Source organism: Streptomyces canus, assembly GCF_041435015.1.
GTDB lineage: Bacteria > Actinomycetota > Actinomycetes > Streptomycetales > Streptomycetaceae > Streptomyces > Streptomyces canus_G.
Genome location: NZ_CP107991.1, coordinates 1 through 14,085 on the forward strand (window position 1 = coordinate 1; position 14,085 = coordinate 14,085).

The following is a 14,085-nucleotide window of genomic DNA, read 5'->3' on the forward strand; positions in this document are numbered from 1 at the left end:
CCGTCCTGGACTCCGCGCGCCGATGCCACCCCTACCACCTCACTGAAGGCGCCCACGGCGACAACCTGGCCTTCGCCGACGAACCCTTCACCTTCGACGAGCTGAGCTCGCCCTGCGATCCCGACCAGCCGCTGATCTACGGCGCCGGCGACCTGGGCAGAGTCCGCGCGAAGGTCACCGCCTGCGCCACCCGCCACGGGCTGGCGGGCCCGCGGCTGCAGGAACTCCTGGTGGCCACCACCGAGGTGGCCGCCAACAGCGTGCGGCACGGCGGCGGCAGCGGAACCCTGCGGACCTGGGTCAGCGACGACACCCTCATCTGCCAGTTCGACGACACCGGCTACATCCACGACCCGCTGGTCGGGCGGTCCCGTCCCACGCCGCAACAGATCGGCGGCCGCGGCTTGTGGCTGGTCCACCAACTGTGCGACCTGGTGCAGATCCGCTCCACAGCCGAGCACGGCACCACCATCCGCCTGAGCACAGCACTGCCCTGACAGCATTCGCTGTCCGCCCAATCCCTTGGACACAATCGCCTTGCGCAGACGTGACGTGCTGCCAGCCTGGAGCGAAGACCGTCCTTGGTTGTCCCCGCGGGCCCGCCCCTCGAGCCCGGCCAACGAGTCCACTGGACCGGCCCCGCGCACCGGCGGGCATGACGCGCGGGCCAGTGGACGCACCTTGGCTGGTGCTGACCAGCCGTGGTCGGGGGTGAGCAGGGCGCGGCCAGATCCGTGGTCGCCGTCCTGGTCACCCCGACCAGGACGGCGCGCGCGGGGCCTCACGCACCCGGCAGCACTGTCCAAACTGCACGCAGCACCAGGTCTCGTGCGCGATCGTCGGCCTGCCGAACGTGATCACTCCCGACCCGCCTCAACGAAGGGCAGTGCCGCTGAGCGATGAGGCGGGGGGATGGGCGCGTGCGGGTCGTGTTCGGATACGCGCTGTGCGGCGTACCAGCCCAGGGCCCGGACCATCACCTTGTGGAGCGTAGGCGGGATCAGCGGGTCGAGGGCCTGCCAAGCGTGGTCGACCAGTTCGCGGGCTTCGGTGAGGCAGACATCGAGAGCACCGCTGCGCATCAGCAGGTCGGATGCCTCGAGGGCGCCGGCGTCGGTGCGTGCGTGCAGAGCCGTGTGCAGGCGCCGGCGGTCGGCTGTGTCGAGAAGGCCCGTGGCGTGGGCCACGGGGTAGGTGACTGTGGCGTTGGCGAGGTCTTCGGCGGGGGAACGGACGGTGATGCCCTGGCGGTATTCGTCCGGGCTGACCTGGCCGTACAGGTCGATGACGTCGTCGCTGATCTGGTAGGCGATGCCGACGTCCTCGAAGTACCGGGAGACCGCGGCGAGTTGTGCTTCGTCCGCGCCCGCGAGTATGGCGGTGATCTCCGCCGTGCAGCGCACGAGCCTGCCCGTTTTGAGGCGGTGGGTGGTGCGGATCTGCTCCAAGAGGGCACGAGGGTCGCCACTCTCGACGGCTTCATCGAAGGCGGTGTGGTGTCCGGCGAGGTCGAGGGCCTGTCCGGCGTGGCCGGCGCGCAGGGCCCGCAGGTAGAGCTGGTAGATGCGCAGCATGGTGGGGGACTGTAAATCGTTCGGTGTAACTCCCGATCATGGAAGATGCATCGATGACCAGTGAGAACGTGTCCGAGGCCGAGAGCGTCGAGCCCACGAAGGCTGCGTCGGTGAAGGCCGTGGACGACCAGTTGATCGACGAGTTGGTGGGCCGTGCCCAGGCCGAGGGTCTGCGACTGACCGGCGAGGGCGGGCTGCTGCAGCAGCTGACCAAGCGGCTGCTCGAGTCCGCTCTGGAAGGCGAGATCACCGACCATCTCGGCTATGACAAGCACGATCCGGCGGGCAAGAACGGCGGCAACTCCCGCAACGTTGAAATGCGTCTACATGGCGATCATGTCCCTCGATCCCACCGGCAAAGGCCAGGCCCGCTGGACCATGCGCTGGAAGACCGCGCTGAACGCCTTCGACATCACCTTCGACGGCCGCCTCTCCGCAGCCCGTCAGTAACCCCAACTACCCAGTTACACCGCTCGTTTGACAGACCCGACGTGGCGAAGTCGGGGAGGTTCAACTCCGCGATGAACATGGTCGGCTTCCTATGCGAAGGACCCGCGCTGCATCGCCATGGCCGAGGTCCTGGTCCCGTTGCTGCGCCGGTCCTGTCCCGAGGACGCCGGCGGCTTCGGCGGCTCCTACCAGGTGAATCTGGACGACGAGGAAGCCGTAGGGCTCGGCGGAGTCGAGTTGATCAGGGCTGCGATGCGCAAGGCGGCCCGGCAGCTGGGTTGGAAGGTCGAGACGATCGGATTGATCGGCACCCGCTTTCCAAGCTGAGAGCGCGAGTTCGATTCTCGTCACCCGCTCCATGACGAAACCCCAGGTCAGCGACCTGGGGTCTGTCTTTCGTCTAGACCACGTCAGGTCAGGAGGTATGCCTTCAGGATCGTCACCGCGTAGGTATTGCCGGTGGTGTCGGTCAGGGTGGATTTGAGGGAGACCGAGCGGGCGTTTTCCGGGTGGGTCAGGGTGAGGGTCCTTTTGCCGTGGGTGGTGGTCACCGGGGCGGGGGACCAGGTCTTGCCGGCGTCGTAGGAGACCTTCACCGTCAGGGATTTCAGGTCAGTGGCCGCCGGGCCCTGGAGGGAGAGGGGGATCGTGGTGCGGCGGCCTGCGGGGGCCGTGCCGGTCGGGGTCAGCTTCGGGTGGAAGCGGACCGTGGAGAGGGGCAGAGAGCCGGGGTCGGACGGGCTGGACGTGAAGGTCCAGGCCGCTGTCAGGCGGCTCGTGGTCGTGGCCACGCCTGGCGGGCGAGTCAGGTTCGTGCGGATCGTGTAGCGGGCCGGGACGGACGGGAGCTTCTCCACGGTCTGGCAGAGGGCGCCGTCGTTGTCGAGCAGGGTGCTGCCGTCCGCGGTGACCGTGGTGTGGCGTTTCGCTGTGGAGGAGGCGGGGTGCCCGGTCCCGTCGGCGAGGTCGGGGACGCACAGGTCGAGGGTGTCGCCGTCGCGCTGTGCGCCGTACGGGCCTCCGGTGATCGGGCTGAAGACACCGACGTTGTACGTGGCTGCGTAGGTCCGGCCCGCTTGGTACGACTTCGCGCTCTCCGTGCCGTAGAAGACGTCCTCGTCGTCTCCGGAGGCGTTTCGCTGGCCCAGGTTGGCCGTCCACTTGAAGCCCTTGGGCGTGGTGATGTAGATCTTCGCGGTCGTCGGCAGCGGGAAGGGGTCGCTCACCGTGCCCAGCGACAGGGTAGGGCCGCTCCACAGGACGTTGACGATGCCCTTGCGGTGTGCGACGGACGAGCCGAAGTTCCGCTTCAGCAGGGCCAGTTCGTTCATGCGCGTGGTGTGCCGGTAGCCGGTGGGGAAGCGGTCGGGCAGGTTGTAGAGCAGGTGGTAGGTGGTGCTGCCCTTCTGCCACAGGCCACCGAGCTGCGTACTGAGCCTCCCGGCCGGGGCGGTCGGACCCAGGGTCGCGGTGCGCAGGTTCTTGAACGTTCCCCAGAACAGGGTGCTGTTGTGCGGCTCGCCCCCGGTGTCCCCGGTGCCCACGGCGAGGTTGAGCTGGCCGTCGGACATCTTCGCGCCCTGCGGCGCGGTGATCCCGACCGGCTTCGCCTTGCGCGCGTCGAAGACGACCGTGGTGTCCCCGGTCAGCGAGAGCCGCGGCCGGACCAGCGCGGAGGTGCCCCTGGCGTCTTCCATCACGGTGTCCACGACGTAGTCGCCGCGCGGGACCCGCACCCGGTATACGCCCTTGGAGATCTGCTCGGAGTCCTTGAGGTCCGTGGTCCAGTACGTGCCCGAGTACCCGAGGATCTCGGTCAGCGGCGCGCTCACAGGTTTGCCGCCGCGGTCGAGGAACTTCAGGGTGAGGTCGTATGCTTCGGCCTCGCGTACGACGCCGAAGGCGGTCCGTACGGCCGCGGGGCCGGCGCCGTTGCGCACGGTGGCGACCAGCGAGCCCGAGTAGGCGTCGTCCGCCGCCTCGACGCGGGTGTCCGCGGTGAGATCGACGCCGGCGGTGCCGCCCGCCGGGACGGTGAGCTGTGTGGTGCTCAGCGTGAACATGCCTTCGGGGGCCGTGCTGCCCCCGGGGCCGGTCGCGGTGGCCGTCAGGTCCAGGGTGACGGGCTGGTCGCCGTCGTTGCGGTAGGTGATGTGCTGGGTGACCGGCCGGTCGTCGGTGTGGGGCCACAGCTGCTTGCCGAAGGACACGGAGGTCTGTTCGCTCGCCACCGCCCCCTCCAGTGCCCGGGACACGTCGAGTCGGCCCGTCCCCTGCTGGTAGCCGGTCGCGCCGGAGGTCGGGGTGGTGGACGCGGTGAGCGCCTGCTTGATCCGTGCGCCCGTCCAGTCCGGGTGCCGCTGGGCCAGGATCGCGGCCGCCCCCGCGACATGCGGCGTCGCCATCGACGTACCGGACATGGAGACATAGCCGTCGGCAGCCGGGTCGCCCATGTGGCCGTGCGCCGCCCTCGCCGAGACGATGTCCACGCCCGGCGCCGTGAGGTCCGGTTTCAGCGCGCTGTCGGCGGTCGGGCCGATGCTGGAGAAGTCGGCGAGCCGGTCCTCGCCGTCGACGGCGCCCACGGTGAGCGCCGACTCCGCAGCCCCCGGCGAGTCGACGGTTCCCGCGTCCGGGCCCTCGTTGCCGGCCGCGGCGACGGTGAGCATGCCGGTGCTCTTCGAGAGGGCGTTCACCGCCGCCTCGACCGGGTCCTCCCCCGGGGTGTCGGCCTGGCCCAGGCTCAGGTTGGCCACCCTGGCGCCCTGCCCGGCGGCCCACTCCAGGCCGGCGATGACACTGGAGTCGCTGCCCTCGCCGCTGTCGTCCAGCACCTTGGCGTTGAGGATCCCGGCACCGGGCGCGACGCCCTTGTACCGGCCGCCGGACCGTGCGCCCGAGCCCGCCAGCGTCGCGGCCACATGCGTGCCGTGGCCGGCCCTGTCGTCGGTGCTGCCGGTGCCGGTGAAGTTCTTCGACGCCTTCACCGCCGAGGCGAGGTCCGGGTGTGTGGTGTCGACGCCGGTGTCCAGGACGGCGACCTTGACGCCCTTGCCGTCGTATCCGGCCGCCCAGGCGGCCGGGGCGCCGATCTGCGCGACGCCGCCGCCCGCCTCCCGGGCGTTTGCGCCGTCTTCGTCCGCCGACGCCTTGAACCGGCCATCCAGCCAGACCCGCGCGACTCCCTGCTCCTCGGTGAGAGCCCGCCACAGGTCGTCGGCTCCGGCCTTGGGCACGGTGATCGCGGCGCCTGCCACACTGGGCAGCTCCCGGCGCACGGTGGCGTCCGCGTCCGCGACCAGCGACTTCTGTGTGCTCCTGCGCTGGGCGGACTCGCCCTCGTACGACACGATCAGCGGGAGCGTGCCGCGCCGGGTGTCGTCGTAGCCGGCGCGTATCAGGCCACTGACGTCGAACAGCCGTTTGTCCAGAAGGTTTTGGCCGATCAGGGCGGCGGCGTCGGCGGGAACGACGTACTGATCGCCCCCGGCGCCGCGCACGGACACCGGGACGTGCTCACGGCCCGGTGCCTGCCGTACGCCCGTTACCCGGCCCCGGGCGTCCAGCCGGACCCGGTCGCCGGTGAGGAGGGTGACGTACCGGCCGGCCGCGGAGGCGGAGCCCGCGGTCCGCGCGCCGAGGGCGGAGCCGCCGGGCGCCGCGACCGTGGCCGTGTCCTGCACCCGCAGGCCGAGGCCGGAGCCCGTGGCCGCCACCGAGACGCCCGTCATCAGCCCCGCCACCAGCAGGGCGGCCAGCGAGGCGCTTGTGGTTCTGTCGCGCATTCAGCTCGCCTGCCCGGGAACCTGCTTGTTGGCGTCGACGACCGCGCGCTCGGTGATCGCGCTGGTGAACGTGACGGTGCCGACCTTGAGCGGACTGTCCGCCGTGGCCTTGACCACCACGATGCGCTCGCCCAGGAATTGCAGGGTCTTCTTGTCGAAGATCCACTCGGTGCGCTCGCCGTCGACGGAGTTCTCGCGGGCGATCGCGACGCCGTGCCGGCCCGTGGCGTCGACCGCGTCGTTCACCGCGACGACCCCGGGGATCTTGGCCGCGGCCTTGTAGAGGGCGGCGCCGACCTCGGCGGGCGGATAGCTCTCGGTCAGCAGGTCACCGATGGCGACGAAGGCGGCCTGGTCGCGCGGCACCTCGGGGTCCCGGTCGGCGTCCGACGCACGGTAGATCCGCCGCAGCAGCGCGTCGGGGTCGGTCGGCAGCTCGGCCAGGGCGTTGTAGGCGCCGCTGAACGGGGTGTCGCTCGTCAGGGTGATGCCCTTGTCGCTCGTCTCGCCGGCCTCGATCAGCCAGCCGTCCTTGCCGTCGAGGGAGTTCCAGACCTGGCGGGAGTGCAGCTCGTCGCTGACCGCCTCGCGTCGGCCGCCGTCGGCCTTGATGTAGGTGTCGGCCACCTTCGAGGCGATGTAGATGTACTGGCCCTTGTGCGGGGTGGGCCCCGAGGTGTCGGCGGCGGCCAGGGAGATGCGGTCGAGGAGCTGGGGGGCGCCCTTGGCGTCGGCGGTGCCGATCCGGGTGGTCAGTGCGGGGCCGGTGGCCAGGGCGGTCCTGCCGCCGTCCGCGTCGCCGCCGGTGAGGGCGAGGCCGCCCACGACCGCGCCGGCCAGGGCGAAGGCCCCGGCGGGCAGCAGGATCGTACGGCGCAGGAGCGGGTTGGGGCGCTTCGCGGGCGCGACATGGGAGGTGCGGGAGGAGGTGCGGAGGTCTTCGTGGATCTGGGCCATCATCTGCTCCTTGTGGAACTGGTGGCGGCCCGCCGGCAGATCCCGCTCCACGGAGGGCAGCAGACTCTGCGTCTCCGTCCACTCAGCCGGGTGGGGCTGGTGGGAGGGGCTGGCGTTCATCGGTTTCCTTCCTGTGCGGACCGGACCGCGTATCCGCGGTCACCTGTTATCTGCCGGTTCGTGCGGGTGAGTTCCCGTTTTTCTTCGAGCAGTTGTGCGTCGGCGAGTTTGCGCAGCTTCGCGCGGGCACGGGAGATGCGGGAACGGACGGTGCCGACCGGGATGCCGAGGACGCGGGCCGCCTCGACGTACTCCATCCCCTCCCACAGGCACAGCGTCAGCACCTCGCGCTCGGGGCCCCTGAGCAGGCTGAGGGCGGCCATCGTGGCGTTGAGACGGCGCCGGTCGTCCAGGCGTCCGGCGGTCTCCTCGGCGTGGTCCTCGACCCGTTCCTCAGCGGCGGCCGCGGCGCTCACCGCGCTGCGGTAGCGGCGGTTGCTGCGGTGGCGGGACCGGACGACGTTGGTGGCGATGCCCAGCAGCCATGGCCGCAGCGAGCCCCCTTCGGCCTCGACCGAGGCCCGGCGCCGCCACGCCTCCATGAACGTCGTCGACATGACGTCCTCGGCCAGCGACCAGTCGGCGGTCAGCCGGTAGGCATGGCTGTACACCACGCGAGCACACTCGTCGAAAAGTTCCGCGAAGGCGTCCGGATCTCCCTCTCGCACCCGGGTTCGCATATCTGTGGTCACGTTCTGAACTGACGGCCGGTGCACGCGAGTTCCGGTGAGCTACGTCACACCCGCCCACTTCTCTTTTTCCTGCTGCGGGGCGCGGACTCGGGGGCGTAGAGGGGATGTCAGCCTCCCGACCACGACCTGCATGGCGTGGTGACCTGCGGGTTCGTGAGCAGGTCAGTGAGGAGGTGCGGACGTTTGCCGGACCGGTTGCCAGCGGGGGTGTGGGCCTGGTCGACTCGCCTGCGAGTGGCCCGAGTTGCGCGGATGCCGGCCCTCGCGGACAGCATCCGATCCGACTGCCGTACGGCTCAAGGTGGGCCACGCCTTGACGGTGACCGAGATCAGATACGGCTCGGGACCCTTTGGAGTACGCCCGTCTGCCGGGGCGGCGGTCCGGCCGCCACTCGGCGGAGACCTGAGGAGGCTGGAGAACGCTCGCCTCGCGGACCGGTCCTGGCGCTCTGCGGGGATGCAGAGACGAACTGCCGGTTCCGCTTGAATGTCACGTTCGGAACTGCTCAACTAGCTTCGTGGCCGACCTCCGCAAGGAGGGATGGCGAAACCCCTACCCGGGCTCGGGTCGGGGTTTTTTTGTCTGGGGGCCAGACGAACCACCGGCCAGTTGGTGGGGGGAGACGGGAGTTGCGGGGGTAACCCCACCAGCTCGTGCACCGTCGTCTCCACTCCGCGCCGACCCGTCGGGCGCCCCGTCCGTGATAGAGGAAGATCTCAGTGAGCACTGTGCATCGTGAAATTGCTGGTCACCGGGCTGGTGTGCGTGGGGCTCGGGATGCTCGTGCTGGTCGCGGGCGGGTGACTTCAGTGAAGATCATCGGTCACCGGGAGACTTCTCGGTTCGTCAGGACCAGCAGGGCCCTCACCAGGGCGGTTCCCCACTTCGGATCGATGCGAACCTTGCCGAGGACCCGCCAGTTCTTCAGGTGGGCGAAGCCGTGTTCGACCGGCGCCTGGACCGCGGCCAGCGCCGTGTTGGCCAGTTTCTGACCGCAGGTCAGGGGTCGTTCCGGGCAGCCTTGTATCCGGTGATCACCGCTGGGTCGGCGTCGGGATCGCTGTCGTCGAGTCCGATGAATCCCAGGTCGGCGATGGCGCCGAGGCCGGCTGCCCGCAGCTTGGCGGTGAGCTGGTCGTGTCGGCAAGCCGCTCCGGGGTTCTTACCTCCTGGCCCGTCGACGACTACCTCGCCCTGCTCGGAGCTTGCCGCCGCGACCTCACCGCGCTGCGCGGCGTGTTCGCCGAGCTCCTCACCGGATGCCAGGCCGACGCCCGGTACTTCGACACGGAGGAAGAGACCGAGCATGTCCGGCAACTGCTGGAGCGCCTGGCACCGGTCGCTGGGCCCGGCGACTGCCCGGTGTGCACCCAGCCCCTGCCCGAAGCCACCCGCCGGCTCCGGAAGTTCTGCACCCCCTGGTGCCGCGGACGCGCCCAGACCCTCCAGCGCCGCGGACTGATGCCCGGCGGGCCGCGCCCGCTGTTCCCCGCCCCGCGCAAGCCGCTCCTAGAGCTCCCCGACGACGCGGAGATTGTGAGCCTCACGCCCCGTCTTCCCAGGTAGACGCGTCGCCCTATGAGGCTGTCAGGTATGAGGAACAGCATCGTCCCCGCGGCCCGCGGCTGGTGAGGTGCTGCTCCTGGTTCTGCTGCTCGGTGGGTGGTTGTCAGCGTGGTGGCAGTGCTGGGGTGGTCTCGTGATTGCAGCGCAGTACTTGCATGGGCCCCGGCCGGGACGACGACGGCGCCCTCCCGGGGAACGGGGGGCGCCGTGGTGGTGCGCAACAAGCTCAGTACAGCTTGTTCACCGCCGTGACGGTCGTGGCCTTGAAGTCGGCCACCTGGGCGTTTTGGAAGGTGCCCATCTGGCCCCACCGGACGACCGTCACGGTGGCGCCGTCGCGGCCGACCGAGAAGAGGCCGATGTCGGAGGAGCCCCAGGCGGAGGCTGTGTGGATGCCGTAGACGTCGGCGCCCTCTTCGACGTTCAGCCGGCCGTAGTACTTCTGCGTCGCCGTGATGTCCGGGTCCTGCTGCATGAGCTTCTTCGCGCAGCCGGCCAGGTCCTTGCGCAGCAGCGCCGCGAAGTCCTTCGCCCACTGTTCGCTGCGCCCTTCGACCGTGAGCTGCTGGGCGTTCGTGTCGTACTCCGTCCAGTACTCGCGGTGCCATGTGGTGGACGGCAGCGCGTCGCCCACGCACATCGGCAGCGGGTCGGGCTGGCCGGCCGTGACCGCTCCGGCGTACCACGGCGAGGACGGGTGGGGCGGCAGGTCGGCCGGCTCCAGGAACCGGGGTGTGTCTGAGGCTCGCGTGGCGGCGGCGACCGGGCCGGCGGCTGCGGCGACACCGGCCACGGCCGCCAGCGCGGCCACGGTGGTACGGATGCCTCGAGTACGGATCTGCATGGTCTCCCCCATTGATTCCCCGGTCGAATGCGCGGGCTTGTGCCCTTGCCCCCCGTACGACCCACCACCGCCCGTGACCGTTGCCCTGTACGTCCGCTACGGATCCGTTCCGATTGTCACCGTCCTGCCACCGGGTTCGAGGCCGGTGATCTCTCTCACTCCCGCCCGTGGTCGGATCAGGTTCGGCAGTTAAGGGGTCGTTTTCTCCCGTTGTTTCATCCCGGAATTTGGTGTTTGGTCTGAGGTGTCGGGTCGCGCCAGGAGATGGTGTTCTCGCTGGTGAGGCGGCGGGCCATCAGGTCGGTCATGGCAATGCGGATCACGGCTTCGGAGCGGGTGGGCAGTCCAGGTGAAAAACGACCTCTCAGCCGCCGGCCGCTTTCTCGTGCCGGTCGGCCGTCTCGGGCACGACCAGGTCCAGGACGTCGTCCAGGGCGAGCTGCCGGGCGCCGCCCGTCCCCGGCCGGCCGCCGCACCGTCGGCGGCCCTGGCGCGGCGGCACCGCCCGGCGCGCAACACCGGCGAGCGCGCCCCGATCCCCGGCCACGTCCACGCCGCCCATCCCGCCCTCCCTCATCCTCAACTCCAGCCAGGGCATGGTCGAAGGGGTCGCAACGGGGATGTCAGCAGCCCGACCACGCCGTACGCCCGTGGTGACCTGGGCGTACTTCGGGACGCTGTGGAGGCCGGCGCAACACCTACCGCAACATCCAGCGCAACACTTGGCGCACCTCTACGGCAACACCCAGCGCAACGTGACGAGCTTGTAGGTTCCGATTGGAGATGTCGCTGTCCGAGTGACTTGTCGTCAACTTGTCACTCGACACGCTTTCTTCGGTCCACGGCCAGGCCCAGTGCCTGCCCGTGCCATACCGCACGGGTCCACTACCTCGTTGGTTTCCTCGGCTTCTCATCCACGCTGCTTGTGGTGGTTGCCAATGTCCTGGTGTCGATGGCATCGGACACGAAGGGGCGACCATGGGGGCTCGTGGCCTACGAGAGTCGGCTGGAGCTTGCCCGCATCACGATCGCCGACTTCGCACCGGACGTCGCGGAGATAGCGGCCCAACCGTGCCAGCAGGTTCCAGTTCCGCTGGCTAACTGACGGCCTTCACGAAAGGCCGACAGGGTGGTGCGACCTGGTTCCGGGGCGATTGCGACACCCTGGAAGAGTTGTCGGTCGAGGGAGGCGGCGACCTTGACTACTCCGAGTGCGAGTGGTTCGCCGTACCTGCCGACTGCGCGCGCGGTGCCGCGGCCTCTCCTCGGTCCAGCAGGCGATCCAGTTCGGCTGTGAACAGCAGAGCGGGATCGAAACCCACCCCCTTGAAGTGGCCCGCCAGTTCCAGTGACAACACACCGTGCAGCGCGGTCCAGAAGGTCAGCGCCCGGTGTGCCGCCGTGGACGGCGCGGGGTGACCGCGCATCCACTGGCGGTGGTGCTCGAGGTGCTCGGCGAAGGCGGTGTTCGTGGCCGGGTCCGTCGCCGTGCAGGCGTCGAGCAGCGTCGACATGATCTCCGAGGCTGCCTCTGTCACGTCGTCGGGTGCGTGGTAGCCGGGCACGGGCGTGCCGTAGACGAGCAGGTACCGGTGGGGGGCCTCCAGCGCCCAGTCGCGGAGCACGTGGGCGAGTCCGGCCAGGTCCGTACCGGTGCTCGCGGCACTGCGGAACGCCTCGGCCAGGCTCCGGTACGCGTCGCGGATGAGTTCGGTGATGAGCGCGTCGCGGTTGGTGAAGTATCGGTAGAGCGCCGGGCCGCTCATGGCCATCCGTTTGGCGATGGCGTTGACCGACAGCGCCGACGCCCCTGCCGTGGCGATCTGCTCCCACGCCAGTCGTTTTGCCTCTTGTCGCACCTGTTCGCGGTACTGCTCGCGAGGTGGCTTGCGGGTCACCGCCATGGCCGGTCGCCTTCCGTGCCATCCCCAATCTTCCGTTAGAGCCTATCGTAATCATGACTATCTCTAACAAGACCCGTCCAGGGCCTTGACGTACAGTCACGCCTCCCGCACGCTGTTAGAGCATCTAACAAACATTATTAGCTCAAACAAGGTGTCACCGGAGGTCGTCATGAACGTCGAATCCACCCGCGCTCCCCGCTCCCCTGCCCGACTGGTCGCCCTCGCGCTGACCGCCACTCTGGCCGTCGCGTCCACCGCCACCTTCGCCCAAGCCGCACCCGCCGCCGCCGCGCACCCGTCGGCGGCCGATTCCGACCGGCACGCCGCCGCCCACAACCCGAGGGCGATGTTCGCCACCTGGGTCACGGTGTGGAACGGCGATACCGCCAAGGCGTCAGGCATCATCTCGCCCGACTTCCGGGTCCACGCCGCCCTGCTCGACGGCACCGACGGCAGCTCCATCCGCGGCGTCGAGGGCCTGGTGGGCCTGGTCGACCAGATCCGGTCGGTCTTCACCGACCTGCGGTTCGACCTGGAGGTCGGCCCCCTGGTCGACGGCCGCTACGTGTCCGCTCGCTGGGTGGCCACCGGGACCTACGCGGGCGGCTTCCCCGGAGCCAAGGCGGCGCCCGGCACCGTGATCACCTACACCGGCACCGACACCTTGCGCATGGAGCACGGCAAATTCGCCGAGTACTGGTTGAACGCCGACACCCTGAGCCTGCTGCAGCAACTCCAGGCCATCTGAGCCACGGCCGGCCCCGCTCACGCCCGTCGGACGACACTCGGACCCTACCCACGCTCGACCCGACGGCTGCGGTCACCGCATCGGACGACCACGGCCGTCCCACGACACTCGTCGAGCAGCCTTGAGAGGAAACATCCGCCATGCCGACTCACACCGACGTTCCCGCCACCACCGACAAGCCCACATCCCTGGCGGACCGGACCGGACGCGGACTGCTCGCCCTCTGCGGGATCGCCACCCTCGGCGCGTTCGCCAACGGAATCTCCATCATGGCCACCGTGGCACCCGAACGCCTGATGTCGGAAGCCTGGCGGACCCTCGCCTACCTCGTGTTCGTCGGCCTGTTCGTCATGCTCGCCGTGGCGCCGCGCACACAGCGCGGCACGTGGGAACTCGTGTTCGTCCACAAGTTCGCGATCACTGCATTCGCCATCACGGCAGGCGACACACCCGACGCGAAAGCGACCTGGCCGATCGACCTGGCCCTCGTACTGGCCACCGCAGTGGCATACGTGCTGTGCCGCGGCTGGTACGGGTGGCGATCCACCACCCTCGCATCGGCAACCGGCCCCCTCCCCGCCCACTCGACCGGGTGACACGGCCATGGGGAACAGGCCCATTCGACAGCGATCTCGCTGCCGACTTCGTCGATGAACTCGAGGGACTGACTTCTCAGAAGGTCATCGAAGTGCTCGAGCGAGCATTCCAGCGGGTCACGGATTCCGGAGCACGCGTGGATGGTGGCGACGGCACCGAAGCGGTGGCCGCCGCGGCTCTCGTTGCCAGCACAATCCCGGGCAGCGGGATGGTGATCGACCCTGATGACGGACCCAGAGAACCTCTGCCGCAGCTTCCGTTGGCTCTCCGCACGTCAGCCGTGCTCGCTCTGCAGTGTGTACTCCAAGACGGATCGGAACAGCTGACCGGCTGGGTGGACAGTGCCGACGCCGCTCAGTGGCGCCACGAAGTCCAATCGACCGCAGGGACGGGACCCGTTCGTGCGGCAGACCCCAGAGTGAGACTGGCAGCCGGCCGGGGCGGCCCGCCCGCGGAGTGTGCCGGCCGCCGAACCCCAACGGCCCGTCATCGTTCGAGGAGTCCAGATGCGTCTACGCAAGCGCGCGATTGCCGCCGTGTTCATGAGCACTGCGGTCTTCACCGCCATCGCCCCCCAGGCCATGGCCGCTCCCATGCCCTGGGAAACCAGCAAGACCCCAGCGGCCACGACCCACGACACTCGTTCCGCAGCAATCAGCCACAACGGCACGGTCACCGTGCTGTGCACGGGCGGCTGCTACCAGTTGGCGGCCAACCCTCGGAGTTGATGCCAAGGCCGCTTCCGCTTCTTCGCGGGCCCGGGGACCAGGGCTAGGACCACCAGGGCGTCCGCACCCGCCTCCGTCCGCCGACAGGATCTCGGCGCCGGTTCGACTCACCGCGGGTCCGCGGCGAGCGCCGATGTGGGCGGCTTCGGCGCTGCGCTGTGGCGCGCGGAAGCCGTAGT

The 14,085-nt window shown here is 69.6% G+C and carries 13 protein-coding genes and 4 pseudogenes; 8 read left to right on the forward strand and 9 right to left on the reverse strand.

All coding sequences use genetic code 11. The features are described from left to right. The coding region (locus tag OG841_RS48010) for an ATP-binding protein (protein ID WP_331723816.1) at positions 1-497 on the forward strand (497 nt) is incomplete at its 5' end. Positions 498-857: 360 nt separating this feature from the next. Here OG841_RS48010 and OG841_RS48015 read toward each other — a convergent pair. After that, positions 858-1,574, reverse strand: a complete 717-nt coding sequence (locus tag OG841_RS48015; RefSeq protein ID WP_331723817.1) for a polyprenyl synthetase family protein — start codon at positions 1,572-1,574, stop codon at positions 858-860. A 53-nt stretch (positions 1,575-1,627) separates the two neighbouring features. Here OG841_RS48015 and OG841_RS48020 point away from each other — a divergent pair. From OG841_RS48020 to OG841_RS48025, 3 genes and pseudogenes are all read left to right on the forward strand, one after another. Then, a pseudogene (locus tag OG841_RS48020) lies at positions 1,628-1,885 on the forward strand (IS256 family transposase); the annotation flags it as partial. Beyond that, positions 1,830-2,024: pseudogene (locus OG841_RS48710) on the forward strand (IS256 family transposase); the annotation flags it as partial. The pseudogenes OG841_RS48020 and OG841_RS48710, both read left to right, overlap by 56 nt. Before the next feature lie 117 nt (positions 2,025-2,141). Next, positions 2,142-2,351 (forward strand): hypothetical protein, encoded by a 210-nt coding sequence (locus OG841_RS48025; RefSeq protein WP_331723180.1) that lies wholly within the window; start codon positions 2,142-2,144, stop codon positions 2,349-2,351. An 83-nt stretch (positions 2,352-2,434) separates the two neighbouring features. On the opposite strand, the gene OG841_RS48030 is transcribed toward OG841_RS48025, so the two are convergent. The 8 genes and pseudogenes from OG841_RS48030 to OG841_RS48065 form a co-directional block, all read right to left on the reverse strand. Then, a complete protein-coding gene (locus OG841_RS48030; RefSeq protein ID WP_331723818.1) occupies positions 2,435-5,809 on the reverse strand; it encodes a S8 family peptidase in 3,375 nt (1,124 codons plus the stop codon). Further along, the gene (locus OG841_RS48035; RefSeq protein WP_331723819.1) at positions 5,810-6,886 is read right to left on the reverse strand and encodes a CU044_5270 family protein; all 1,077 of its coding nucleotides are present in this window, start codon (positions 6,884-6,886) and stop codon (positions 5,810-5,812) included. It lies immediately after the preceding gene. Continuing rightward, entirely contained in the window at positions 6,883-7,518 is a 636-nt protein-coding gene (locus OG841_RS48040) for an RNA polymerase sigma factor (protein WP_328643798.1), read from the reverse strand. Before OG841_RS48040 ends, OG841_RS48035 begins: the two co-directional genes overlap by 4 nt. 1,000 nt (positions 7,519-8,518) lie before the next feature. After that, positions 8,519-8,827, reverse strand: coding sequence for a hypothetical protein (locus OG841_RS48045; protein WP_371571365.1), 309 nt, complete (start codon positions 8,825-8,827; stop codon positions 8,519-8,521). Between the two features lie 484 nt (positions 8,828-9,311). Further along, positions 9,312-9,941, reverse strand: coding sequence for a hypothetical protein (locus OG841_RS48050; protein ID WP_328643799.1), 630 nt, complete (start codon positions 9,939-9,941; stop codon positions 9,312-9,314). Positions 9,942-10,144: 203 nt separating this feature from the next. Next, positions 10,145-10,273 (reverse strand): annotated as a pseudogene (locus OG841_RS48055) (IS5 family transposase); the annotation flags it as partial. Positions 10,274-10,293: 20 nt separating this feature from the next. Next, positions 10,294-10,527 (reverse strand): hypothetical protein, encoded by a 234-nt coding sequence (locus OG841_RS48060; protein ID WP_328643889.1) that lies wholly within the window; start codon positions 10,525-10,527, stop codon positions 10,294-10,296. Positions 10,528-11,131: 604 nt separating this feature from the next. Then, a complete protein-coding gene (locus tag OG841_RS48065; RefSeq protein WP_331723821.1) occupies positions 11,132-11,833 on the reverse strand; it encodes a TetR/AcrR family transcriptional regulator in 702 nt (233 codons plus the stop codon). Positions 11,834-12,002: 169 nt separating this feature from the next. Here OG841_RS48065 and OG841_RS48070 point away from each other — a divergent pair, with 169 nt between their 5' ends. The 4 genes and pseudogenes from OG841_RS48070 (at position 12,003) to OG841_RS48085 (ending at position 13,906) form a co-directional block, all read left to right on the forward strand. Further along, positions 12,003-12,581 (forward strand): ester cyclase, encoded by a 579-nt coding sequence (locus OG841_RS48070; RefSeq protein WP_331723175.1) that lies wholly within the window; start codon positions 12,003-12,005, stop codon positions 12,579-12,581. A 140-nt stretch (positions 12,582-12,721) separates the two neighbouring features. After that, complete coding sequence (locus OG841_RS48075; RefSeq protein ID WP_328643801.1) at positions 12,722-13,177, forward strand: hypothetical protein; 456 nt, start codon at positions 12,722-12,724, stop codon at positions 13,175-13,177. Then, positions 13,174-13,533 (forward strand): annotated as a pseudogene (locus OG841_RS48080) (DUF4259 domain-containing protein); the annotation flags it as partial. The gene OG841_RS48075 and the pseudogene OG841_RS48080, both read left to right, overlap by 4 nt. A 151-nt stretch (positions 13,534-13,684) precedes the next feature. Beyond that, complete coding sequence (locus tag OG841_RS48085) at positions 13,685-13,906, forward strand: hypothetical protein (RefSeq protein ID WP_331723822.1); 222 nt, start codon at positions 13,685-13,687, stop codon at positions 13,904-13,906. Positions 13,907-14,085 lie beyond the last annotated feature (179 nt).

Coding starts and splice junctions, on each gene's coding strand:
- OG841_RS48015 (WP_331723817.1), bottom strand. CDS start 1,574: ATGCTGCGCATCTACCAGCTCTACCTGCGGGCCCTGCGCGCCGGCCAC.
- OG841_RS48025 (WP_331723180.1), top strand. CDS start 2,142: ATGGCCGAGGTCCTGGTCCCGTTGCTGCGCCGGTCCTGTCCCGAGGAC.
- OG841_RS48030 (WP_331723818.1), bottom strand. CDS start 5,809: ATGCGCGACAGAACCACAAGCGCCTCGCTGGCCGCCCTGCTGGTGGCG.
- OG841_RS48035 (WP_331723819.1), bottom strand. CDS start 6,886: ATGAACGCCAGCCCCTCCCACCAGCCCCACCCGGCTGAGTGGACGGAG.
- OG841_RS48045 (WP_371571365.1), bottom strand. CDS start 8,827: ATGCTCGGTCTCTTCCTCCGTGTCGAAGTACCGGGCGTCGGCCTGGCA.
- OG841_RS48050 (WP_328643799.1), bottom strand. CDS start 9,941: ATGGGGGAGACCATGCAGATCCGTACTCGAGGCATCCGTACCACCGTG.
- OG841_RS48060 (WP_328643889.1), bottom strand. CDS start 10,527: ATGCCCTGGCTGGAGTTGAGGATGAGGGAGGGCGGGATGGGCGGCGTG.
- OG841_RS48065 (WP_331723821.1), bottom strand. CDS start 11,833: ATGGCGGTGACCCGCAAGCCACCTCGCGAGCAGTACCGCGAACAGGTG.
- OG841_RS48070 (WP_331723175.1), top strand. CDS start 12,003: ATGAACGTCGAATCCACCCGCGCTCCCCGCTCCCCTGCCCGACTGGTC.
- OG841_RS48075 (WP_328643801.1), top strand. CDS start 12,722: ATGCCGACTCACACCGACGTTCCCGCCACCACCGACAAGCCCACATCC.
- OG841_RS48085 (WP_331723822.1), top strand. CDS start 13,685: ATGCGTCTACGCAAGCGCGCGATTGCCGCCGTGTTCATGAGCACTGCG.